This window comes from Vagococcus jeotgali (genome assembly GCF_035918315.1).
GTDB classification, from domain to species: Bacteria; Bacillota; Bacilli; order Lactobacillales; family Vagococcaceae; genus Vagococcus; species Vagococcus jeotgali.
The window spans coordinates 174,877-198,072 of record NZ_CP142146.1 but is presented as its reverse complement, the minus strand read 5'-3'; the positions used below and the strand labels follow the sequence as shown (position 1 = coordinate 198,072).

Here is a 23,196-nt window from a genome sequence, read left to right as displayed (position 1 = left end):
ATAACTATTACTAATTTAGTACTTTACTAGTCAAAGTCCAAGTTATATTAGATTTGTACACAGCATTAGCTTTTGGCTGAGCACTAATAGGAACAACCAATTGAACACCTTTATCTTGTTGATAAGTCAAACTATCATCTTCAGCTCCCCACGCTAGTGTCCAAGTTCCCGCACCAGCATTTGGTGCAGCCTTAAAAATCGGAATACCATCATTAACTGAGAGTAAGTCAATAGGTTGTGTGCTAGGTACTGTCGGCGCTGGAATGCTTGTCGTTTTATCAGATAAATTCACAATATACGAATCACTTAATAGCAGTTGTGTCCCACGTAATTCTGCCGTCCCGTTAACTTCTTTAAAAGGTGAATCTGCTGCTTTTACTTCCCAACCTTCAGCAGGATCTCCTGGTTCAATTGGTTTTGGCGGCCCTGTTGGATCTGTTGGCACAATAACTTCTGGTTCATCTGGCTTAGCTGTACTATCATCTACTATAAAGTTAACTTCACCAGTTGTTTCTGCTATAGAATGTGGCTCTACTACAAAAAAATAAATATTAATACTTAATCATCTACTCTTTAACAATCATCAATTGCAAAAAAAGAGACTGACATCACGTCAGCCTCTTCTAAGTCTAAATATCTATTTAATTATTTATCATCCTCAACGACACCAACATGGCTCCATGGATTTGATTCCACATCATATGCCCAGTCAAAGTCTACAACTCTGTCACTTACAGGTAATACTGCATCTCTAAATAGAGTTGGGATTACAAATGTTTCATCAGCTACATATGCTTGCCATTCTTTGAATTTCTCAGTACGGTACTCATTATCGAATGATTTTTCTGAATCAATTTCATCTAACAATCTAGTGTTTTCATCACTTACAAAACGAGTGAAGTTAAATGCCGCATCTTTACCGTATAGACCTGATTGAGAGGGATCAGCACTTAATCCCCAAGCTGCTTGGTACACATCGATGTCTGGAGAATCACTTTTTAGTTTATCGTAGAATGAGTTAAATTCGATTAAACGACCTGTTGCAAGTTTTACATCTAAACCGATTTCTTTCCAGCTATCCACATAGTACTCAGCTAATGGTTGTTCAGTTTCCCCACCCGCCATAGAAGCAAAGTTGATTTCTAGTGGTTTACCGTCTGGTGTACTACGGAACTCGTCACCATCTTTTTTCTTGTAACCAGCATCATCTAATAATTTATTTGCTTTGTCTTTATCTTGTTTAGAATATCCAACTAATTCTTTATCACTGAACTCTGAGAAGATTGGTGGAATAATCGCATTAGCCGGTTGACGTAATCCGTTGTAGAATTTGTTTGCTACAGCATCATTATCTAAAGCAAATCCCATCGCTTGACGTAATGATTTGTCAGCCATTTTAGCATTTGGATCGTATTCTGCTTCACCTTTTTCTTCGTTCCAAGTACCTAGTTTGAATCCAATGTAAGTATAAGCTAAGTCTTGACGACCTAAGATTTCATAACCTTCAACGTCTTTATAGTTAGGGTAGTTATCAGTTGGCATACTGAATACCATGTCATATTTTTTCGCTTTTAATGCTTCAACAATTGAGTTACTTGGAGCAATACGCATGACGATTTTATCTAATTTTGGTTTTTCTCCGTAGTAATATTCGTTAGGAGTAAATTCTACAGATTCCCCTTGATTAATTTTTTCCATTTTGTATGGTCCTAATGTTACAGGGTTTTTACGAACAGGATCACTAGATTCCATCCCTTTAACAGGCATATCTTTAAAGATATGAGAAGGCATTGCAGCTGTCCAAACAGTTTCACTTGTTTGTTTCATACCTGGGTTCATTTCTTTGTATGTGATCTCTACAGTTTTGTCATCAAGCTTTTTAATTCCTGAAATGCTATCAGATTTCCCTTCATGATACTCATCCATACCTACAATGTTAGTGAAATCTGATCCATAACGGATACCCGCATAATCTTTGTTACCAATGATTAAGTATGGTTGGATAATATCTTCAGCTTTTAAAGGCTCGCCATCTGACCAGACAGCATCTTTAACGATTTTAATTTTGATTGTCTTTTTATCAACATCAATTTCTTTTTTAGCAATACCATGATCTGTTGTTTCAAAGTTAGAATCACTACGGAATAATCCTTCGTGAGATGGTTGCATAAATTCATTATCATATGCATCTTCATAGAATGTTTCAGAGAACATACCTTTAAATTGTGAATCCGATACAACGGCAACTTCCATTGTTCCACCGTCTTTAATTTTTCCTTCGTGAGATGTTTTTACAGGAAATTTAGAAACGTCTTCTGTTTGTGTCGCGTTGTTTATATCGCCACCTTTTCCTGCTTCTTTACCACCACCACAAGCTGCTAGTGTCATTGTTGCTGCTGCTCCTAAAATAACTGCACTAAATAGTTTTTTGTTCTTCATTTTTTATTCCCCCTAGTATTTTTAACCTAATCTTTGTCTTGCATCTGCTGATCGCTTAAAGGCTTGTCCTACATAGTTGATACATAACATCATGACTAAAATCAAGATAGAAGCCGGCGCCCATACCCAAGTCATATCTGATAATACAACACCATTAGAAGCATAACCAATCAACGTCCCTAAACTTGGTGTAGCTGGTGGTAATCCAAACCCTAAATATGATAGAGTTGTTTCAATACCGATATTAGCTGCAAAATTTATAGTTAAGTTGGTAATAATCAAAGAACTTAAGTTTGGCATTAACTCACCAAACATTATTTTGAAATCACTTGTCCCTAACGTTTTTGAAGCACTAATATAATCACGACGAACCTCTGATAATGTTTTCCCTCTAAATAGACGAGCTTTTGCTACCCAATAGAATAAACTCATAATGGTTACAAATGATACAACATTATAGTTTGGTACAATCGTTACAAACACAATGATAATCATAATGACAGGTAAAATCATAATAAAATCAACGATTCTCATGATAATTCCGTCAACAATTCCTCCGTAATAACCAGCTACAATCCCTAATCCTACCCCAATAATCGAAGTAATAATCGTAATTGCAAAACCAATGACAACAGAGTTACGAGCTCCGATAATTAATTGACCAAAAACATCTCGGCCCCCCTCATCTGCTCCTAAAATCCAACCATTTCCTGGCGGATTGTATTTATCTAAAATACTTACCTTCATCACTGCACTTTGATCTAACACCATTGATCCTATAAAGATGAATAGAAAAATGATAACTAATAGCGCTAATGAAAATATTGCTATTTTATCTTTTTTAAATTCACGAACAATCATTTTAAATCCTGTCAGTGGCGCACTAACAGGTACTGTTTCTTGCTTTTTATCTTTACTCATAACCATTCTCCTTTCTTAACAAGTAGTATCTTACTGGATACGAATTCTTGGATCGACAATACTCATCACAATATCTGAAATCAAGTTCCCGATAATCGTCACAACACCTAATATTAAAACAAGGGCTGTAATCACTGAGTAGTCACGACCATTAATTGCATCAATAAATAATTTCCCGATACCTGGATAAGCAAAGGTTTGTTCAATAACAACAGAACCACTAATTAAGGCTGTAATTTCATAACTTAATTGTGCTGCAATTGGTAATGAGGCATTTCTAAAAATATGACGAGTAAACACTTTATTTGTTGGAACACCTTTAGCTCTAGCTGTACGAACAAAGTCTAATTGTTTAGCATCAATCACTTCATTACGTAAATACTGAATCGTCACAGCTGTTGCAAGTAACGCTTGAGTAATCGCTGGTAAAATCATATGATACAAGCGACTCATTGTATAAGCCATTGTACCTTTTGAAAGACCACTAGCAACTGAACCTGTTGTTGGGAACCACTCTAATCTGTACCCAAAAACAAATAACATTAATAAGGCAAAGATAAAAATCGGAACGGCAAAACTAATAAAGTTATAACCAACAACTGCTTTATCAAACCAAGAGTTTTGGTAACGACCTGCAAACAATCCTAAAGGTAGCGCAATTGCATAAGTAATAATAACTGTTAATAAGGATAACCAAATTGTATTACCGACACGAGAGCCGATGATTTCACTTACTGGTAATTTATATAGGAAACTTTGTCCAAAATCTCCATGTAGTGCATTTTTCATCCAGTCAAAATATTGAACGTACCACGGATTATTAAGCCCTGCTGCTTCACGCATCTTATCAATCGTCGCTGGGTCCATGTTAGGATTAATTAAACCTGTAAATGGATCCCCTGGCATTGCTTTTGCTAGCAAGAATATAAATAGACTCAACACAAGAATTTGTGGAATCATAAGTAGCACACGTCTTAATATCGTTTTCCACATAACTATTGTCCCCCTTTGATCGGTTCTTTAATAGCCACTTTATGGGTTGGACTGATAGATTGTAAATCATAGACACGACCATTTTCATCATAATATTGACTATATAAGTCATGGAATTCTTTGTCGACTAAACGACGCTCTTCTTTATGCTTTTCACGATTAGCCACATCAATTTTTGGAATAGCTGATAGTAATCGTTTTGTATAAATGTGTTGTGGGTTATTATAAATATCATCTCTTGTTCCAATTTCAACAAATCTACCACGGTTCATAATAGCGATGTTGTCACACATGTGTTTTACCACACCTAAATCATGAGAGATAAATAAGTAACTCAGATTGTACTCTTCTTGAATACGTTTCATGAAGTTAAGTACTTGAGCCTGAACTGATAAATCAAGAGCTGATACAGGCTCATCAGCAATAATCAATTTAGGATTAGTCGCTACAGCACGTGCTACACCTAAACGCTGACGCTGACCTCCAGAGAACTCATGTGGATACTTATAAAGAGCATCTGTTGGCATACCAACAATATCTAGTAATCCTTGGACTTTTTTCTTTTCCTCTTGATCACTTAAACGCTCAAAGTTTCTAATTGGTTCTGCAATAATGTCTAACACTCGTTTTTTCGGATTCAAACTTGACATTGAATCTTGGAAAATCATCTGAACATCTTTATTATAAGCAATTTGTTTTCTTTCACGTTTTTTCGTCACGTTTGTTCCTTCAAAAAGGATCTCGCCACCTGTAGCTTTTTCTAAGCCAACAATGGTTTTACCAATCGTTGATTTACCTGAGCCTGACTCGCCAACTAAACCATACGTTGTTCCTTCTTCAATTTCTAATGTAACCCCATCTACTGCGTAAACATAATCAACAACTTTATTGAAGAATCCGCCACGTATTGGGTAATACACTTTTAAGCCTTTAATTTCAATAATTCCCATTATGCTTCATCCTCTTCTTTAAAGTGAAAATGCTTATAACATGTACAACGAACAAGATGACCTGGTTCTATTTCATGTAATGTTGGGTTTTCCTCGTGATCAGACTCTGGTATCCAAGGTATACGCGGTGCAAAACGGCACCCGTTTCTTGACATGTTAACTAATGAAGGAACTGTCCCTTCAATAACATGTAACTCAGAATCATAAGCATCTTCCTGTGGTATAGAATTCAGTAATGAACGAGTATAAGGATGTTGTGGGTTAGAAAATAGCACATCCACTGGTGCTTCTTCTACAATTTGACCACCATACATAACAGCTACTCGGTCTGCCATTTCTGCAACAACACCTAAATCATGGGTGATTAAGATAATGCCTGCCTCAGTCTCTTTTTGTAAGTCACTCAATAAATCTAAAATTTGTGCTTGAATGGTGACATCTAAGGCTGTCGTTGGCTCATCTGCGATAATGATTGGTGGTTTACATGAAATAGCAATGGCAATAATAACACGCTGCCTCATCCCACCTGATAGTTCATGTGGGTATTGGTCCGCAACTCGCTCAGGGTTATTGATTCCTACTTGATTAAGTAACTCGATAGCTCTAGTTGTTCGCTGTTTTTCATTTAAATCTGTATGGTAATAGAGAGATTCTGCTATTTGATCACCAATGCGCATCAATGGATTTAAAGCTGACAATGGATCTTGGAAAATCATCCCAATATCATTTCCTCTTATCTTGTTATAAAGCGTCTCGGATAATCCTACAAGATTTAAATCATTGTAAATAATATCCCCTGTAATTTTAGTATTCTTTGGATCTTGTAAGCCCATGATTGTCATAGCAAGTGTACTTTTACCACAACCAGACTCCCCAACAATTGCTAAAATTTCATTTTTATCTAATGTCAGTGATACATCGTCAAGCGCATCATAGTAACGATCTTTTATTCGAAATCCTGTGTGCAAGTTTCTCACGTCTAATAATTTATTGTCAACAAACAATAGAATTCTCCTTCCCTTAATTAGTCTCGTACTGAATCTAATTTAGTAGTATTCTTCTTTTTAATGTTTTCTTATATTTAATAAAAAAATTATTAAGATATCTTATGATTATATTAGAAAACAACATATTAAGCAATAGGTTTCTTAGTAAGTTTATAAGCCAAATATTAAAATTGTATGGCATGTATCTCATTATATACTAAACTTAGCTATAATAAAAGACTCTTTTAAAAAAGAATTCGTTTGCATTTTAGAAAAAAGCGATAAAAATACGAAGTTATTGCCTTTTTTTCATTAAAAAGTGTATTTTATTAGTTTGTCATGTATCATTTCTAAAAAAAGAAGATTATTAAATATTTCTCATTTAAATTTCGTTTTATCTCATTTAAGCAATAAAAAAATAAAAAAAAGACTAGAAGGCTAATTTCAACCTTCTAGTCTCATGATTTTATTGATTAGCTACAATATAGTCTACCGCTGCACCAATCGTCTCTAATTTTTCTGCATCCTCATCAGAAATCTCTGCATCAAAAACATCTTCTAATTCAAGAACAAACTCCATAATACTAATAGAATCAGCATCTAAATCTGTTTTAATATTCATTGTCTCTGTCACTGTATCTTCATTAACATCAAAATGCTCAGATACAATCACTTGAATTTTCTTAAAAGCTTCCTCACGTGTCATATTCATAACCTCCTATACATTTCATCTTTATCCATTTTACTGTCTAATGGATTATTTGTCTAATGTTCCTACTTCGACTTTTCTTCTTCAAAATAATGAATTAAGTTACCTACAACATCTTTTTCAAGCATCGTATGGATTTGTTTAATCGTATATCTCACCGCATCAGGCCCTGTTGACCCATGAGTTTTAACAACTGGAGCCTTTACACCAAACAATACTGCTCCACCATGACTTGAGTAATCAAGCTTATCTTTAAGCCCGCGCAAGCTATCTTTTAATAACACAGCTCCCATTTTACCCTTTAGCCCACTATTTAAAATAGAGGATTTCAAGTTAGACATAATAGCCATAGCTGTCCCTTCAATCGTTTTTAACACAGCATTTCCAGTAAACCCATCAGTTACCACTACATCAGCAACACCATCAAATAAGTCACGCGCTTCTACATTACCCACAAAGTTAAGACTTGCCTCATGACTTAGCAATTCATAAGCAGCTTTTGTTAGTTCACTACCCTTTGTTGCTTCTGTTCCGTTATTTAATAGACCTACCCTTGGATTTTGAATACCACGGACATGTTTGGCATAATATGATGCTAAAATACCATAAGTCAATAGATGCTCTGGCTTGTTGTCAGCATTAGCTCCCATATCGATAAAATCAAACCCAGCGCCCGTTTCCCCAGTAAATACTGGCATCGTCGTCATTAATCCAGGTCTTTCTACTTGTTTAATTCGGCCAATCACAAATAAACCAGCTGCAAGCAAGGCCCCTGTATTTCCTGCTGAAAACAGGGCATCTGCTTCACCATTTTTTACAGCCTGTGCTGCTAAAACCATAGAGGCTTGTTTTTTACGACGAATCGCTTTAACTGGTTCATCATCACTTTCAATTTTTTCATCAGTATGAATAATTGTGATGTTTTTCTCATCAGTCACAAATTCTTTAATAGCATCTTCTTTTCCATATAATAAAAATTCAATATCAGGAAAATCTTGTTTTGCTAACATCACACCTTCAACAATTGCTTTTGGTGCAAAATCGCCACCCATAGCATCTACTGCAATTTTCATATTATTCCCTCTCTTTTTCTAATATTCAGATAAAAACAGTTTACCACAAAGCGATTAATCTAGGTAAATCAAATCACCTTGATGCTTTGCCATACTTTTAGCTAATTCTTTATTTTCTACTTTTTCCACCCACTGATTATCTTGCCAAAGTAAAATCGCTTCTTCTCGTGCTGTTTCTAGCATTATAAAATCAGCTACCATATCTCCTACTTTGAAATCAGGTAATCCCGATTGTTTAGCACCAAAAAAGTCTCCTGGTCCTCGCATTTCTAGATCCTTCTCACTTAAAACAAAACCATCAGTTGACTCTGTCATAATCTTCATTCGCTCTTTTCCCTGCTCACTTTTAGGGTTTGCAACTAACACACAATACGAAGCCTTAGAATCTCGGCCAACCCGTCCTCTTAACTGGTGAAGTTGCGCTAAGCCAAAGCGGTCTGCATCAATAATCATCATCATCGTAGCATTAGGTACATTCACTCCAACCTCAATAACGGTCGTAGAGACTAGGACTTGTGTTTGATTATCTTTAAAATTTGCCATAATCTCTTCTTTTTCTTGAGATTTCATCTTGCCATGTAGTAAACCCACTTGGTATCTAGACTTAAAAAAAGTTGACAAGTGTTCATAGATCTCTGTCGCGTTTTTAACATCTAATATTTCAGATTCTTCTATTAAAGGACAAATCACATAAGCTTGTTGACCAGATTTGAGAAGTCTCTCCATAGATTCTAGTACGCTATCCATTTGCTTAGGTAAAACCCACCTAGTCTCAATGGGTTTTCTACCGGCTGGTAACTCATCAATGACTGATACATCCATCTCCCCGTAAGCGGTAATCGCTAATGTTCTTGGAATAGGTGTTGCTGTCATAAATAACACATCAGGTTGATCACCTTTTTCTCTTAAAATACGCCGTTGATTCACACCAAAACGATGTTGCTCATCAGTAATCACTAACCCCAAACGATTAAAGATGACCTCATCTTGGATAAGAGAATGTGTTCCTACCATAATATCTATCTCCCCTTGAGACAAACGCTCTAGTATATCCCGTCTAGCTTTTGCTTTTGTTGAACTTGTTAATAAAGCAACGTCAACACCACTTCCTTTAAACAGTTCTGTTAAACTCTCCATATGCTGTTCTGCAAGGATCTCTGTTGGTACCATTAAAGCACCTTGAAACCCAGCTGTTACCACTGCATACAAAGCAAGGGCTGCTACCATAGTCTTACCGCTCCCAACGTCTCCTTGAAGCAGACGATGCATGTGGTAAGGACTTTTCATATCAGCGCAAATTTCATTCACTACTCGTTTTTGGGCACAAGTCAACTCAAAAGGCAATGTTTTAATAAATTCTTTTAGTTGATTGATATCATACTGAATAGCATGGCCAAATTCCTTGGCAGTCTCTTGACGTTTGAGTTGGATCATATTCATTTGGAATAAGAAAAATTCTTCAAAAGCCAACCTTCTTCTTGCTAACTTATTCTCCTCAATACTCTCAGGAAAATGCATCGCTTTTACTGCTTGATCTTTAGGCATCAACCGGTATTTTTCCAGTAAGTATTGTGGTAAATTTTCTTCAACTTCATCTCCAGATAAATCAATAGCCTGTTTAATAAGAGCAACAAGTGTTTGCTGTTTGATTTGTTTATTCACACTATAAATTGGAGCAAACTCCTCATCACCATCTTTGGTTGCCATTACTTTTAATCCAGTTAAAGATTTTCTTTTAGCATCCCACTTTCCAAAAATCGCTACTTCCTCTGAGGTATGAATCTTACTCTTTAAAAAAGGTTGATTGAAAAAAGTAACTGTTACTACCGCTTGGTCTACCATCATACGAAAAATTAGACGACTCTTTTTAAATCCGTAAAAATTAACCACAGGATCAGATAAAGCAATACCTTTTAACACTACTTTTTCCTGATCGCTAATTTCTTCCAAACTTTTCTCCTGGATATCTTCATAACGAAAAGGAAAATACATTAATAAATCGTTTATCGTTTCTATACCAAGTGTTTTTAATACTTCCATGCGCTTTTCCCCAACACCGCTTAGTATGCTGATAGAATCTGTTAAACTCATCATATCACCTCTTTCTTCTCATTAATCTTTAGAAAAAAAGAGGCAAAACCAAAAACGGTCAGCCTCTCAATTTTAATGTTTTATTCTGCTGCAAAAAGATAAGGATAAACTGGTTGATCACCTTGATGGATCTCAACTTCTAAATCGCCATCGATTTCAAGAATGGCTGCTTCAAGTAAAGAAGCTTCTTCTTGCGTTCCTTCTTCTCCAATTAAAATCGTCACAATTTCTGTATCTTCTGTGATCATTTGTTTAAGAGTTGCCTCACTAGCATCAAAACGACTTGGTGTTGAGACAACAATCTTACCTTCAACCATACCTAAGTTGTCATCTGTTTTAATTTCCACACCATTAATGCTTGTATCACGAACAGCAGTTGTAACTTGACCACTTGTGACACCATTTAACATCTCTAACATGTTTGTTTGGTTCTCTTCTAGCGTTGCTTGATCGTTAAATCCAAGTAGAGCTGTCATTCCTTGAGATACAGTTTTAGATGGAATCACGATTGCAGGAACCTCACTTACTTCTGCTGCTTGATCTGCTGCCATAAAGATATTTTTATTGTTAGGTAAGATGATAACCTTCTCAGCATTGACTGCATCAATCGCTGTTAAGATATCTTCTGTACTTGGGTTCATTGTTTGCCCACCACTAATCATGTAGTTAACACCCATACTCTTGAATAATTCCTGTAAGCCATTACCTGCTGCTACTGAAATAATTCCGTAAGGCGTACGTTCTTTTTTAGCAACTGGAGCTGTTGTTTGCTCATCAAGTAATGTTTCATGTTGAACACGCATGTTATCTACTTTGATTTTGATTAACGAACCAAATTTTTGACCGTAATTCATCACTTCACCAGGTTGTTCTGTATGAACGTGAACTTTTATAATCTCATCATCAGCTACAACAAGTAGTGAATCACCAATTTCATTTAGGTAGTTTCTAAACTCATCATAATCAAACTCACTATCAACTGTCGGACCGTCTCCAATACGTACCATAATTTCAGTACAATAACCAAACGTTATGTCTTCAGTTGCCATATGCCCCTGAACACCTCTGTGATGCTCTGCATTAACCATATCTTCCATTTGAGCAGGAGATGGTTGATACACGTCACTTTCTACAACTTTTCCAGATAAAGATTCTAAAAACCCTTCATAGATGTAAACAAGTCCTTGGCCACCACTATCTACAACACCAACTTCTTTTAAAACAGGTAACATATCTGGTGTTTTTTCTAATGCTTTTTTAGCACCAACTAAGGCTGCTTCTAATACTTCTAAACAATCATCTGATTCTTTAGCTTTTTTCTCAGCACCAATTGCTGCACCACGTGATACAGTTAAAATAGTACCTTCAACAGGTTTCATGACTGCTTTATAAGCTGTTTCCATACCATTTTTAAAGGCATCAGCCAAATCCTGAGCTGTTAAGACATCTTTTGATTCTACTTTTTTAGAAAAACCTCTAAAAATTTGAGATAAGATGACACCAGAGTTCCCTCTAGCTCCCATTAACAATCCTTTTGACAAGATTTTAGTTAACTCTCCTACATGTTCTGTTGTCGCTTCTCTGACTGCTTTAGCACCACTTGTCATTGATAAATCCATATTTGTTCCCGTATCCCCATCAGGTACTGGGAAAACATTTAAAGAATTGACGTACTCAGCATTTTGATTTAAACGATTGGCACCAACTTGTACCATTGATTGAAACTGCCCACCGTTGATTGCTTTTACTTCCACTAAAATGTTCCTCCTCATTCATTTCACACACACTTATTTTACTCAGGTAATACACGAACACCTTGGATAAAAATATTCACCGAATTGGCAACGACGCCAAGCATTGTTTCAAGATTATATTTTACTTTCTCTTGTGCATTACGGCTGACTTCTGAAATTTTTGTTCCATAACTTACCATAATATACACATCAATGGCTACACCGTTTTCCTCTTGACGAACAACGACACCACGTGAGTAGTTTTCTTTACCTAAAATATCGTTTAGATTATCTTTGATTTGATTTTTACTTGCCATGCCTACAATTCCGTAAATGTCTATGGCAGCACCACCTACTACTGTTGCAATCACATCATTTGAAATTTCAATGGTTCCAGCTTGTGTTTTAATTTTAACAGCCATTATTACTACCTCCTTAAAGTCAGTACTTCCCATTATCATTCCTTAGTCTATCATATCCATAGACTTTATAAAAGAAAAAACGTTGAATTAGCCCCTATCTATCAACTTCTCCTAAGTTTTTCATATTTTTTATTGCAATTAGCGTGAGTTTATGATAAATTATTCAAGTATGATTATTAGAATCAGAGACACTTATCTAAGCGAAGGAGGGACTATCATGGCAAAAGAATGTTATATAACTGGTCGTAAAGCAAGAAGTGGTAACAACCGCTCTCACGCAATGAACGCTTCTAAACGTACTTGGGGTGCTAACTTACAAAAAGTTCGTATCTTAGTAGACGGTAAACCAAAAAAAGTTTGGGTTTCTACTCGTGCTTTAAAATCAGGTAAAGTTGAGCGTGTTTAATCTTACCTATTAAACTTCTAAGGTATCGGATACATTCCTATACCTTTTTTTATTTTTTATTTAAAAAAAGCGTTTTCAAACTAATCTGAATTGGCAACACTTTTCTGTACAAAAATTATAAGGTCTTTATTTTATTTAGATAGTTATTCTATGTTCTGCTAAATAGCCTGTTTCAACTCCCAATCTAAACGGTAATTAATCAGGGATTGATAGCCAAGCTTGCCATGTTTTCTAAACTTGTTCCACCAATTGACATAATCTATTAACTCATATTGTAGTTCAAACAATGAGTCAAAAGATTGTTGGTAAATAAACTCAATTTTAAAAGCTCGATAGGTTGCTTCTGCCACAGCGTTGTCATAGGGGCAACCAGGACGTGATAAAGACCGTTTTATCTGAAACACATCCAATAATTCATCAATACTTTGGTTATCAAATTTTTTTCCTCGGTCTGTATGAAAAATTTCAACATCATCTAATGGCTGTTCAATCGTTCCGATTGCCTGTAACACAAGGTCCACAGATTTGTTAGGACCACTAGAATGCCCAACTATTTCTAGGTTGAACAAATTGAGAATAAAACAGACATCATGCCACTTTTTGCCTACTTTAACATAGGTTAAATCTGTCACTAAAGCTTCCATAGGTTGCATTTTATCAAAGGTTGATGGTGTCAGGTCATATTCTCTTAAAATATCTTTTCTAGGTTTTCCTGATTTATGCAGTTCCACCATTTGTTTCTTAAATGATTCTTTGAAGGTCCGTCTTGGTTTTCTGTTAGTTGTCATGAAATAAGCTCCTACTTTGTTTTTTATTAAGTATAGACACCTTATCTTTATTGTTCAACTAAGTGTAACCTATTCAGTGACTCCACCACTTCATAATATAGCTACACTAATTAACTTGATTGTGTTAGCACGCTTTTCTTGTTTTGCAATAAATGCTGACATCAATTGTGCTTGTGAACCTTTTTTAGCAATAGTTGTTGCTGTAAGTGGCACATATGACTCACTAAAAAAACTATGATACTGCGGGCTAATATGAGAGAACCTGTCCATGTTTAAGTAAACATCATCATCAATTTGATTTAGCTGACCCACACCCAACTCTTCTAAAACTTTACCTACCTTTTCCTGAGAGGTTTCCTTATTAATGCTAGACACATTACTATAAAAGTAACCTTGATTACTTTTTAACACATAATAATAATTATCTGCCAGATAAGTAGCTTCTTGATAACTTTTATCTAAATCTGATTTTTTGGCACTCACTAAAAAAACTTGGCACTCTTGATTAATTTTATCTATCACGACCTTGTCACTCTGAAAATTATCAATAATAGCTTGTTGTTTGTCTTTTAATTCTTAGTCTAGTTTTTCAGTTTGTTTCTTATCACCTTTCACCACTTCTTGTTTAGCTTCATAGGTGGCTTTTACATTTCCAAGTTACTCTTCTAAGTTCCCGTAAAAATAACGGTAACTCTCTATCTGTTCACTAGTTGGTTTAACGACTTCTTTTTCGTCAGTTGATTTAATTAGTTCTTTTGTCAGTAGCATACTTAGATCTAAAGTCATGTTTGATTCATTCATTAGTGATTTTGACCTTAATTCGTACTGGTTATTCTCACTTCTAAAATAAAGCAAACCACCTAGCAAAATACAAACCACACTTACAACAAATATCAGCCTATTTCTCCAGTTATTTTTCCACTTTATAACCAACGCCCCACACCACCTTTAAATATTCTGGATTTTTCGGATCCACTTCAATTTTTTCTCTGATTTTCCTAATGTGAACAGACACCGTGTTTTCCACATTAAAACCTGTTTCATGCCAGATTGACTCGTAAATATGTTGCACGAAGAATACTTGTCCTGTATGAGACATGAGTAACTCTAAAATATTGAACTCTGTTTTAGTTAAATAGACTTCCCTATTATCAACTACCACTATTTTATCAGTTCGATTTAAAGACAAGCCTCTAACACTTAATACATCAGCATCTCTTGCCTCATACTCACCAAGATTCATATACCGGCGTAGTAGTGACTTCACCCTGGCTGTCAGCTCTAGTGGTCTAAAAGGCTTAGTTAGATAATCATCTGCTCCAACTTGTAAACCTTGAATGGTATCAACTTCCTCACTTTTAGCACTAAACATGAGTATGAGGACATTTTTTTCCTGTCTGATTTTATAAGTTACCATAATCCCGTCCATATTTGGCATCATAATATCCATCACCACTAAGTGAATCGTATGTTCTTCTAATAATTCAAGAGCTTCAACCCCGTCACTTGCTTCTAACACAAGATAATTATCTTGTTCTAAATATATTTTCATAGCTTCTCTTATGGCTGTGTCATCATCTACGACTAATATGGTTCCCTTCAAGTCTGACTCACCTCTTTCTTAACTTGATATAAGCATACACCTGATTCTTTAACAAAAACGAGGTGAATTCTTAATTTTCTCTTAATATCTTAATCACTATTTTCAGATACGACAAATCAATTCATTTGCGTCACTTTTTATCAGACACTTTAACTGCTAAATAACACCTCAGATTCATTGCTTTCATTTTTGTCACCAATTTTTACATTTGTCGTATCTCTATCATCTGATTATAAAAAAATACAGCATCTAATGCGTGAGGTTACACGTTAGATGCTGTATGTTCTATTCAAATGTTTCATCCATTGACTGAATCACACCCATAATACCTGAATGAAAAGAAAAATTTGCTTTTTCAGTTAAAAATTCATTACTAGCATAACTCATAGGGTGATACAGTGTCACATCATTTAAGGGGTATTTAACCTCTCTTAAATAAAGACCTGTCACTGGTGTAAAACAAACAAAGGCTAAATAATCAAATAATGGATCTTTTAAAATCTCATAATCCCCAGGATGAAAGTAAGATACTTTATTCCATTTGTCCCACAAGTGAATCAAGGGGATCATCTTCGAAAACCTAGGTTGCAAGGGAAACCATAGATTACACAAAAAATGATCTATTCTACCACCTGTCCCGCCGATAATAATAACAGGTAAACCTGGATAGTGTTCCATAGCCATCAACACGCCAAGCTCTGTATCTGTATCATCTTTTTCTGGGACTGACGTTTTAATAATAGAAATTTCTTTTGTCATATTTTGAAACTCATCAGTCGTTAAAGAATCAAAATCACCTACTGCAATATCCACATTGAAGCCTGCCTCTAAAGCAAACCTGACTCCCCTATCTACCCCAATAATAGCTGTTTGATTCATATCCAGCTCCGATAAGTCAGGCCATCTACTTGGCACACCTCCTGAGACGATAACCACTTGCTGGATCATTTTTTGCCACCTTCTTTTAGTTTAGCAATTTGTCCTGCCACATCACTTACTCCGTACACATAAGATCCAGCAACTAACACATCAGCCCCCGCATTAACACAAGCAACTGCTGTCTTATCATCCACACCACCATCTACTTCAATTTCATAGTGATAATCATATTTTTCTCGTAAAACAGCTAGTTCTGACACTTTGTCTAAACACTCTGGTAAAAAGGCCTGACCACCAAAACCTGGGTTAACTGTCATAATTAATACTAAATCAACCATAGAAAGAACTGGTTCAATCATTGCAACCGGTGTCCCAGGATTGATTACCACGCCTGCCTTAGCCCCGCCTTGTTTAATTTGTTGAATCACTCGGTGTAAGTGTGTCGTACTTTCAGCATGAACGGTAATAATATCTGAGCCTGCTTTAATAAAATCATCAACAAAACGCTCAGGATCTACAATCATTAAATGAACATCAAAAACTAAATCAGTTGTTGGACGAATAGCTGATACTACATTAGCTCCAAATGTGATATTAGGAACAAATTGACCATCCATGACATCAATATGAACATAATCGGCGCCACCTGCTTCAATTCGCTCAACATCTCTTCCTAAATTTGCAAAATCTGCGCTTAAAATTGACGGTGCTATTTTTACCATTTGTTTTCCCTCACTTATTTCTTTTTATTGTACATCGGTTTTCTATTTTTAATTTCTTCATGAAACTGAAGATAATCATCATAGCGTGATTGTAATATCTCACCTTGCTCTACTCGATGCTTCACTTCACATTTTGGCTCTTTTATATGGTGACACTCTCTAAATTTGCAATACTCTGAAGCCTCCATAAATTCAGGGAAATTTTTAGGTAACTCATCTAAAGTCATCTCTAAAAAATCAATTGAAGAAAATCCTGGAGTATCTGCTACTAAACCGCCATAAAGTTCAATTAATTCCACATGTCTTGTTGTATGTTTACCACGACCTAAAGCTTCAGATATTTCACCTACTTTTAAAGCAAGTTCTGGTGATAACTCATTTAATAAAGTTGATTTACCAGCCCCAGATTGTCCCATAAAAACAGTTAACTCATCTTTAAAAAACGGAATTAATTCTTTAGTAGAACCTTGACTAGCAAGTATGACTGGATAACCAATTTTTTCATATACTCTTTGAATTTCCTCCATAGCACTCACTTCATCAGAAGAAGCTAAATCCATTTTTGTAATATAAATAATTGGCTCAATATGCTTTTCCTCAAGAGTGACTAAAAATCGGTCGAGTAAATTTGTTGAAAACTTGGGCTCAACACAACTAGTGACAATCACTCCTTGATCAATATTAGCAACAGTTGGTCGAACAAGTTCATTTTCTCTAGGGTATACATCTAAAATATAACCATCCGTTTCATTTGTACTTTCAAACTCCACCCAATCTCCAACTAAAGGTGTGATGTTTCTATTTCTAAAATTCCCTCTAGCTCTTGTTTGATACGTGATACCTTCATATTCAATATAATAAAAACCACTTAATGCTTTTCTAATTTGTCCCTTAGGCATAACTTTCCTCCTAATCCAATACAATTTATAACTCATTGTACCATAATTAAGAAAAAAAAAAGAAGAGAACCATATTGGTCCCCTTCTCTAACTACTAATTAAGTTAATCAATCATAGTAAACATTAACTTTTAGTGTCACCATCTTCTTTTGCTGGTTCTTTGCCATCTTCTTTGCTAGGCTCTTTATTTGGCTCTTTCCCGTCTTCTTTTCCAGGATCTTTGTCACCGTCTTCTTTTGGCTTTTCTTCTTTTGATTCTTCTGGCTCAGAACTAATACTACTACTTGGTTCTGGCTCTTTACTTGGCTGTGGTTCAGGTTCTTTGACTGGTTCTGCTCCAATCGAGAAGACCACTTGAACAGTATCACCCTTCTTCATCGGAGTACCACCATTTGGCGACGTATAAATGACTTGTCCATAAGGCACAGAACTACTATATTCACGAGATTCCGTCATATAAAGACCTTCTTCATCAATATAGCGCATCACCTGTTCTCTAGTAAATCCAGCTAAATATTCTAAAGAAAAACCTTCAGGACCTTTACTCACAGTTAAAGTAATCGTCTCATCTCCAGGTACAATATCCGTATCTGGTTTTATACTTTGAGCCATTACTTCATCAACATCTACTTTATCAGAAAATTCTTCTTTAACTTTTATTTTATCTTTTTTAAAGCCAAAACTCTCTAATTGTCGCTTCGCATCATCTACTGTACTACCTTCCACATCAATCATTGCCTCAGTCGTCTTCCCTTTACTAATATAAAGAGTAATCGTTGATGATTCTTTGATTTTAGTGCCTATCGGTGGTTGTGTTTTAACAACATTGCCTTTTTCAATCTTATCATCAGCAATTTCTTCTACCTTAGGATCAACTTTAATTTTCACTTTTTCAAGTTCACTAATCGCCTGTGATTCTGACATATTAGATACATCTGGTATTTCAACTTCTGATTGACCGTTTCCTAAGAAAAACAGCCCGACACCTACTAGCACTAGTACAACAATAATAGATAAAAAGATCCAAAGACCTTTCTTCTTCTTCTTAGGTGGCTCATTATAATCATCTTCATCATCCATTATAACAGCATTATTGCGAGGTTTAGAAGGTTTGCTTTGCACATCTATTGGTGTCATAGCTATTGTTTCTTCTAACATGGAAACAGGCTCGTAAGGTAACTCATTAGCTCTTGTTACACTAAGTGATGTTCTTAAGTCTTCTGCCATTTCATTAACTGACATATAACGATCTGCCGTTTCTTTAGCTGTCGCTTTTAATACCACATTTTCCAATGATTGTGGAATTTGTGGGTTAAATTGTCTGACAGATGGCATATCTTTTTGAAAATGTTTTAGAGCAATCGATACAGCTGACTCCCCTTCAAAAGGTACTGTACCTGTGAGTAGCTCATATAAAATAATACCTAAAGCATAAATATCAGATTGTCTTGTTGCCATACTTCCTCTTGCCTGCTCTGGAGATAAGTAGTGCACTGATCCTAATAACGTATTTGTTTGTGTTAATGATGTTTCAGATAAAGCAATTGCAATCCCAAAGTCTGTGATTTTAACGGTACCATACTCATCTACTAAAATATTTTGTGGTTTTAAATCACGGTGGATAATACCATGCTGATGAGCTGTTTCTATAGCAGATAAAATTTGTTCCATCATATTGACAACAGTGGGTAGTGGAATCAGGGATGAGTTACAAATATATTGTTTCAAATCTGTCCCTTTAACGTATTCCATGACAATAAATTGCATGCCATTTTCTTCACCAACATCATACACACTGACAATATTAGGATGAACCATCTCTGTAGCAGCTAAAGCTTCTCTTTGAAATCTACGAATAGCAGCTGTATCATTTTGGAAATCAAAACGTAGAACTTTAATCGCAACTTCTCTATTTAAGATTAAATCTTGCGCTAAATAGACATTTGCCATACCACCACTACCAATGTTTCCAATCACTTCATAGCGTTCTCCTATTTTTGTTCCAATACTTATCATGTTTTGTCCTCCCAAAGCTCATCATTAAACTCAATTAAAAGGGCCGTGATGTTATCCATCCCACCTGCTTCATTTGCTTTCTCAATTAATTGATTAACCCTATCATTTAGAGGCGTTGGTTTTAAAATAATTCGCTTGATTTCTTCATCTGACAACATATTTGTTAAGCCATCAGAACATAGCAGCATATAATCACCTGATGCAAATGTCAACCATGAGATATCAACTTCAATATCTCCAGGTACTCCAATTGAGCGCAATAAAATATTACGTTTTGGATGAACATTTGCCATTTCTTGCGTGATTTCACCAGATTTGACTAACTCATTGACTAAAGAGTGGTCTTCTGTTAATTGTTTAATCTCGCCATCACAGATTAAATAAGCACGACTATCACCTACATGAGCCAACAAAATCTCTGAATCGATAATAACTGTTGCCACAATTGTCGTCCCCATACCAAACATATCAGGATCTTTACTTCCTTTATCAAAAATTCGGAAGTTCTCCTCTTTAATATGTTCTACTAGCCAATCTGTGATTTCTGATTTTTGTGTCAACATCGTCTCTTCCCAAACACTACCTAGTCCAGTGACGGCAAGATAACTCGCAGTATCCCCTGCTTGGTGACCACCCATACCATCAGCAACGATGGCTAAAATAATCCCTTTTTTATTAAAATAAACACCTACAGTATCTTGATTGTTTTTTCTTTTGCGTCCTACACTTGTCTGGAATTCAATTTGCATGCTTCCACTCCTTTGTTTACGATTTTCGCCTTAAACAACTAATAAAGAACCCATCAGTATGATAGTGATGCGGGTACAGTTGCAGCTGTTTATCTTGATAACTCTTCTCCAAAGTTCCGGCACCGACGACATCAATTAATTCAAAATTAGAATGTCTCTTTAAAAATTCTTCAATAACTTCTTGGTTTTCTTCTTTAGTTACGGTACACGTACTATAGGTCATTATACCCCATTGGTTTAGTTTTGGTACAACACTTTCTAAAATTTCTAATTGAATTCGTTGTAGATTATTAAAGTCCTCAGGAGTTTTTGTATATTTTATATCTGGTTTACGTCTTAGAAGGCCTAATCCAGAACAAGGAGCATCCACTAGTATTCGGTCAAAACTCTCATCAGCAAACACATCACCAACTTTTCTAGCATCCAGTAATTCACACTCGACTACCCCATCAACATGAAGCCTTTTAGCATTGTCTTCCACTAATTTAATTTTATGCTCATGGATATCTAAAGCAATGACTTTTCCACCTTGACTTTCATCTAAAAAGCTAGCGATATGAGTCGTTTTACCTCCTGGCGCGGCACAAGCATCAAGCACTTTATGGCTTGCTTCAAGTTGCATGGCAGGTGCTACTAGCATAGAACTTTCATCTTGAATGGTTATTAATCCTTCCTTAAATAGACGTGTGTTTCCTAAAAAACCTTTTTCAATGACTAATCCATAAGGTGATACGTCACTTAGTGAAACTTCTAATCCTTGCTCAATCAACTCATCACGAGCTTCTTCTCTTGATATATGACGAGTATCCACTCTAACACTGACATGACTTGGTACTAAAAGTGACTCACCAAGTTTTCTTGCTTCATCTATTCCTAAGTCATCTACCAATCGTTGAGTCAACCATAAAGGTAAACTCACCTCAACAGATAAACGTTTCACAGGATCTTGAATCAATTCAGTAGAAGGCTCTCCTTCACGCTGAATACTACGTAAAACACCATTAACAAAGCGACCAATTCCTGGGTTACTTTTAGCTTTAGCAATGTTTACCGCTTCATTGATAATGGCATGCTCAGGAATTTTATCCAAATAAAACATTTGGTATAAAGATAGTAATAATAATTGTTTTACCCAATTATCTAATTTTTTAGGATTTTTAATAAAAGGCTTTAAGTAATACTCCAAGGTTAATTTATGACCTACTGTTCCGTACACTATCTCAGTCATCAGTCTGGCATCTTTATCTGACAAATGATGACGTTTAATAGCATCATTTACTAAAATATTAGAATAGGCTTGTTTTTCCGAAATACTAACAAGGAGCTCTAATGCTGTAAAACGTACTGATTCTTTAATGTGTTTTGCTATTTTTTTCTGTTTAGCCAAGACGGTTGCCTACTTTCACATTTTGTCCAACACTATTTACAAACTCAACAATACTTAACTGACCCTTACCAGCTGGTTGAATACGATTGATACTTAATACAGTCCCTGCTCCACAAGAGATCCATAATGACTGTTTATCCTTTTTAATAATCACACCAGGTGCTTCTGAAGTCACTTCATCACGGACCACAGACACATCCCATAATTTCCAGCGCGTATCATGATAAATTGTATAGGCTACAGGCCAAGGACGCATACCACGGACTTGCCAGTCAATTTCTTCTGCAGTTTTATTAAAATCAATTTTTTCCTCTTCACGAGTTATATTTGGCGAGTAAGTCACACGAGACTCATCTTGTTTGAGCGGTGTGATCTCTCCCTTAATTAAGCGTGGTAGTGTTTCAAGTAACAAATCACGACCTAACATGCTTAATTTATCAAACATACTTCCCACATCATCTGTTGGTAAAATCGGAATAGCTCCTTGAGATAAAATATCTCCAGCATCCATTTTTTTAACCATTTCCATAATGGTCACTCCAGTTTCATTATCACCTTTCATAATCGAATAATGAACAGGTGCGCCCCCCCGGTATTTAGGAAGAAGTGACGCATGGACATTAACTGCACCAAATTTTGGAGACTGAATTAATTTTTCCGGTAAAAACTGACCAAAGGCGGCAGTGATAATCACATCTGCTTCTAGTGCAATAATGGCGTCTAGTTCCATTGACCCACCAATTTTTTCTGGTTGGTACACAGGTAATCCGTGAGTTACAGCTGCTTCTTTAACAGGTGGTGCTGTTAATATTTTTTTTCTTCCTACTGGGCGATCTGGTTGTGTGACAACTGCTAATACGTCATAACCTGCCTCTACTAAACCATCTAAAATCGGTACTGAAAATGCTGGTGTTCCCATAAATACTACTTTAGTCATATTCTTTATCCTCCATATATGCTTCTAACTCTTCTGGCGTTAAGCGATCAATTATTTTATCAGTAAATAAACCACCATTTAAATGCTCTATCTCATGTTGAATAGCTCGAGCCAAGTAACCTGATGCCTCATCAAAAGTTGATACACCTTCACGATTCACATACCAAAATTTAATGGTTTCAGCTCTTTCTACTGTCCCGTAAACATCTGGAAAGCTTAAGCAACCTTCCACATTAATCTCTTTACCAAATTCTTCTAAAATCACTGGATTAATCATCTCAATCAAACCAGACTCATCATCTAATTCAACAATGGCAATTTTTACAGATTCTCCCAGTTGATTAGCAGCTAAACCAATGCCATCTTCTTCAAGCATAATATCATACATATCATCTAATAATTCAATTGTGTCTTGTCTAATATGTGTCACAGCTTGTGTAGGTGTTGTTAATACATCATTTGGGTAGGTCACTACTTTTCTCATATTTAATCT

The 23,196-nt window shown here is 35.7% G+C and carries 22 protein-coding genes and 2 pseudogenes; 1 reads left to right on the top strand and 23 read right to left on the bottom strand.

Going from position 1 to position 23,196, the window contains the following annotated elements; all coding sequences use genetic code 11:
- Positions 1-10 precede the first annotated feature (10 nt).
- From VSF34_RS01145 to VSF34_RS01095, 11 genes are all read right to left on the bottom strand, one after another.
- On the bottom strand, positions 11-445 hold the full coding sequence (locus VSF34_RS01145; RefSeq protein ID WP_326717296.1) for a WxL domain-containing protein: 435 nt from the start codon (positions 443-445) through the stop codon (positions 11-13).
- Between the two features lie 200 nt (positions 446-645).
- Entirely contained in the window at positions 646-2,439 is a 1,794-nt protein-coding gene (locus VSF34_RS01140; protein ID WP_326717295.1) for an oligopeptide ABC transporter substrate-binding protein, read from the bottom strand.
- Positions 2,440-2,460: 21 nt separating this feature from the next.
- Entirely contained in the window at positions 2,461-3,360 is a 900-nt protein-coding gene (locus VSF34_RS01135) for an ABC transporter permease (protein WP_370659265.1), read from the bottom strand.
- 30 nt (positions 3,361-3,390) lie between these two features.
- Positions 3,391-4,353 carry an oligopeptide ABC transporter permease gene (gene opp4B, locus VSF34_RS01130; RefSeq protein WP_326717293.1) on the bottom strand — a complete coding sequence of 321 codons (963 nt, stop codon included), beginning with the start codon at positions 4,351-4,353 and terminating at the stop codon, positions 3,391-3,393.
- Positions 4,354-4,355: 2 nt separating this feature from the next.
- A complete protein-coding gene (locus VSF34_RS01125; RefSeq protein ID WP_370659264.1) occupies positions 4,356-5,303 on the bottom strand; it encodes an ATP-binding cassette domain-containing protein in 948 nt (315 codons plus the stop codon).
- Entirely contained in the window at positions 5,303-6,307 is a 1,005-nt protein-coding gene (locus VSF34_RS01120; RefSeq protein WP_326717292.1) for an ABC transporter ATP-binding protein, read from the bottom strand. Before VSF34_RS01120 ends, VSF34_RS01125 begins: the two co-directional genes overlap by 1 nt.
- Before the next feature lie 448 nt (positions 6,308-6,755).
- A complete protein-coding gene (locus VSF34_RS01115) occupies positions 6,756-6,995 on the bottom strand; it encodes an acyl carrier protein (RefSeq protein ID WP_326717291.1) in 240 nt (79 codons plus the stop codon).
- 68 nt (positions 6,996-7,063) lie between these two features.
- On the bottom strand, positions 7,064-8,071 hold the full coding sequence (plsX, locus tag VSF34_RS01110; RefSeq protein ID WP_326717290.1) for a phosphate acyltransferase PlsX: 1,008 nt from the start codon (positions 8,069-8,071) through the stop codon (positions 7,064-7,066).
- A gap of 54 nt (positions 8,072-8,125) precedes the next feature.
- Positions 8,126-10,165 (bottom strand): ATP-dependent DNA helicase RecG, encoded by a 2,040-nt coding sequence (gene recG, locus VSF34_RS01105; protein ID WP_370659263.1) that lies wholly within the window; start codon positions 10,163-10,165, stop codon positions 8,126-8,128.
- Positions 10,166-10,242: 77 nt separating this feature from the next.
- Entirely contained in the window at positions 10,243-11,934 is a 1,692-nt protein-coding gene (locus VSF34_RS01100) for a DAK2 domain-containing protein (protein ID WP_326717289.1), read from the bottom strand.
- Positions 11,935-11,954: 20 nt separating this feature from the next.
- Entirely contained in the window at positions 11,955-12,317 is a 363-nt protein-coding gene (locus tag VSF34_RS01095; protein ID WP_326717288.1) for an Asp23/Gls24 family envelope stress response protein, read from the bottom strand.
- 217 nt (positions 12,318-12,534) lie between these two features.
- On the opposite strand from VSF34_RS01095, the gene rpmB reads away from it, so the two are divergent.
- Positions 12,535-12,723: a 50S ribosomal protein L28 gene (rpmB, locus tag VSF34_RS01090; RefSeq protein ID WP_326717287.1), complete on the top strand. Its 189-nt coding sequence runs from the start codon at positions 12,535-12,537 to the stop codon at positions 12,721-12,723.
- Positions 12,724-12,911: 188 nt separating this feature from the next.
- Here rpmB and VSF34_RS01085 read toward each other — a convergent pair.
- The 12 genes and pseudogenes from VSF34_RS01085 to def form a co-directional block, all read right to left on the bottom strand.
- Positions 12,912-13,385 (bottom strand): annotated as a pseudogene (locus VSF34_RS01085) (transposase); the annotation flags it as partial.
- Between the two features lie 216 nt (positions 13,386-13,601).
- The gene (locus VSF34_RS01080) at positions 13,602-14,033 is read right to left on the bottom strand and encodes a hypothetical protein (protein WP_326717286.1); all 432 of its coding nucleotides are present in this window, start codon (positions 14,031-14,033) and stop codon (positions 13,602-13,604) included.
- Positions 14,034-14,168: 135 nt separating this feature from the next.
- Positions 14,169-14,444, bottom strand: a complete 276-nt coding sequence (locus VSF34_RS01075; protein ID WP_326717285.1) for a hypothetical protein — start codon at positions 14,442-14,444, stop codon at positions 14,169-14,171.
- Complete coding sequence (locus tag VSF34_RS01070) at positions 14,422-15,114, bottom strand: response regulator transcription factor (protein WP_326717284.1); 693 nt, start codon at positions 15,112-15,114, stop codon at positions 14,422-14,424. Before VSF34_RS01070 ends, VSF34_RS01075 begins: the two co-directional genes overlap by 23 nt.
- 285 nt (positions 15,115-15,399) lie before the next feature.
- Entirely contained in the window at positions 15,400-16,062 is a 663-nt protein-coding gene (locus tag VSF34_RS01065) for a thiamine diphosphokinase (RefSeq protein WP_326717283.1), read from the bottom strand.
- A complete protein-coding gene (rpe, locus tag VSF34_RS01060; RefSeq protein ID WP_326717282.1) occupies positions 16,059-16,715 on the bottom strand; it encodes a ribulose-phosphate 3-epimerase in 657 nt (218 codons plus the stop codon). The genes VSF34_RS01065 and rpe overlap by 4 nt, the downstream gene beginning before the upstream one ends.
- A gap of 14 nt (positions 16,716-16,729) precedes the next feature.
- On the bottom strand, positions 16,730-17,614 hold the full coding sequence (rsgA, locus tag VSF34_RS01055; protein ID WP_326717281.1) for a ribosome small subunit-dependent GTPase A: 885 nt from the start codon (positions 17,612-17,614) through the stop codon (positions 16,730-16,732).
- 402 nt (positions 17,615-18,016) lie between these two features.
- Positions 18,017-19,630 (bottom strand): annotated as a pseudogene (gene pknB, locus VSF34_RS01050) (Stk1 family PASTA domain-containing Ser/Thr kinase); the annotation flags it as partial.
- Positions 19,627-20,379: a Stp1/IreP family PP2C-type Ser/Thr phosphatase gene (locus VSF34_RS01045; protein ID WP_326717279.1), complete on the bottom strand. Its 753-nt coding sequence runs from the start codon at positions 20,377-20,379 to the stop codon at positions 19,627-19,629. The gene VSF34_RS01045 and the pseudogene pknB, both read right to left, overlap by 4 nt.
- 16 nt (positions 20,380-20,395) lie before the next feature.
- Positions 20,396-21,766, bottom strand: a complete 1,371-nt coding sequence (gene rsmB, locus VSF34_RS01040) for a 16S rRNA (cytosine(967)-C(5))-methyltransferase RsmB (protein ID WP_326717278.1) — start codon at positions 21,764-21,766, stop codon at positions 20,396-20,398.
- Positions 21,759-22,703, bottom strand: coding sequence for a methionyl-tRNA formyltransferase (gene fmt / locus VSF34_RS01035; protein ID WP_326717277.1), 945 nt, complete (start codon positions 22,701-22,703; stop codon positions 21,759-21,761). The genes rsmB and fmt overlap by 8 nt, the downstream gene beginning before the upstream one ends.
- Positions 22,696-23,187 (bottom strand): peptide deformylase, encoded by a 492-nt coding sequence (gene def / locus VSF34_RS01030; RefSeq protein ID WP_326717276.1) that lies wholly within the window; start codon positions 23,185-23,187, stop codon positions 22,696-22,698. Before def ends, fmt begins: the two co-directional genes overlap by 8 nt.
- Positions 23,188-23,196: the final 9 nt, after the last annotated feature.

What these genes read in the sequence shown, in the direction of transcription:
- VSF34_RS01045 (WP_326717279.1), bottom strand. Translation starts at nt 20,379, where the DNA reads ATGCAAATTGAATTCCAGACAAGTGTAGGACGCAAAAGAAAAAACAAT.
- VSF34_RS01135 (WP_370659265.1), bottom strand. Translation starts at nt 3,360, where the DNA reads ATGAGTAAAGATAAAAAGCAAGAAACAGTACCTGTTAGTGCGCCACTG.
- VSF34_RS01125 (WP_370659264.1), bottom strand. Translation starts at nt 5,303, where the DNA reads ATGGGAATTATTGAAATTAAAGGCTTAAAAGTGTATTACCCAATACGT.
- fmt (WP_326717277.1), bottom strand. Translation starts at nt 22,703, where the DNA reads ATGACTAAAGTAGTATTTATGGGAACACCAGCATTTTCAGTACCGATT.
- VSF34_RS01100 (WP_326717289.1), bottom strand. Translation starts at nt 11,934, where the DNA reads ATGAGGAGGAACATTTTAGTGGAAGTAAAAGCAATCAACGGTGGGCAG.
- VSF34_RS01065 (WP_326717283.1), bottom strand. Translation starts at nt 16,062, where the DNA reads ATGATCCAGCAAGTGGTTATCGTCTCAGGAGGTGTGCCAAGTAGATGG.
- plsX (WP_326717290.1), bottom strand. Translation starts at nt 8,071, where the DNA reads ATGAAAATTGCAGTAGATGCTATGGGTGGCGATTTTGCACCAAAAGCA.
- VSF34_RS01095 (WP_326717288.1), bottom strand. Translation starts at nt 12,317, where the DNA reads ATGGCTGTTAAAATTAAAACACAAGCTGGAACCATTGAAATTTCAAAT.
- opp4B (WP_326717293.1), bottom strand. Translation starts at nt 4,353, where the DNA reads ATGTGGAAAACGATATTAAGACGTGTGCTACTTATGATTCCACAAATT.
- rsgA (WP_326717281.1), bottom strand. Translation starts at nt 17,614, where the DNA reads ATGCCTAAGGGACAAATTAGAAAAGCATTAAGTGGTTTTTATTATATT.
- VSF34_RS01115 (WP_326717291.1), bottom strand. Translation starts at nt 6,995, where the DNA reads ATGACACGTGAGGAAGCTTTTAAGAAAATTCAAGTGATTGTATCTGAG.
- rpmB (WP_326717287.1), top strand. Translation starts at nt 12,535, where the DNA reads ATGGCAAAAGAATGTTATATAACTGGTCGTAAAGCAAGAAGTGGTAAC.
- recG (WP_370659263.1), bottom strand. Translation starts at nt 10,165, where the DNA reads ATGATGAGTTTAACAGATTCTATCAGCATACTAAGCGGTGTTGGGGAA.
- rpe (WP_326717282.1), bottom strand. Translation starts at nt 16,715, where the DNA reads ATGGTAAAAATAGCACCGTCAATTTTAAGCGCAGATTTTGCAAATTTA.
- VSF34_RS01140 (WP_326717295.1), bottom strand. Translation starts at nt 2,439, where the DNA reads ATGAAGAACAAAAAACTATTTAGTGCAGTTATTTTAGGAGCAGCAGCA.
- def (WP_326717276.1), bottom strand. Translation starts at nt 23,187, where the DNA reads ATGAGAAAAGTAGTGACCTACCCAAATGATGTATTAACAACACCTACA.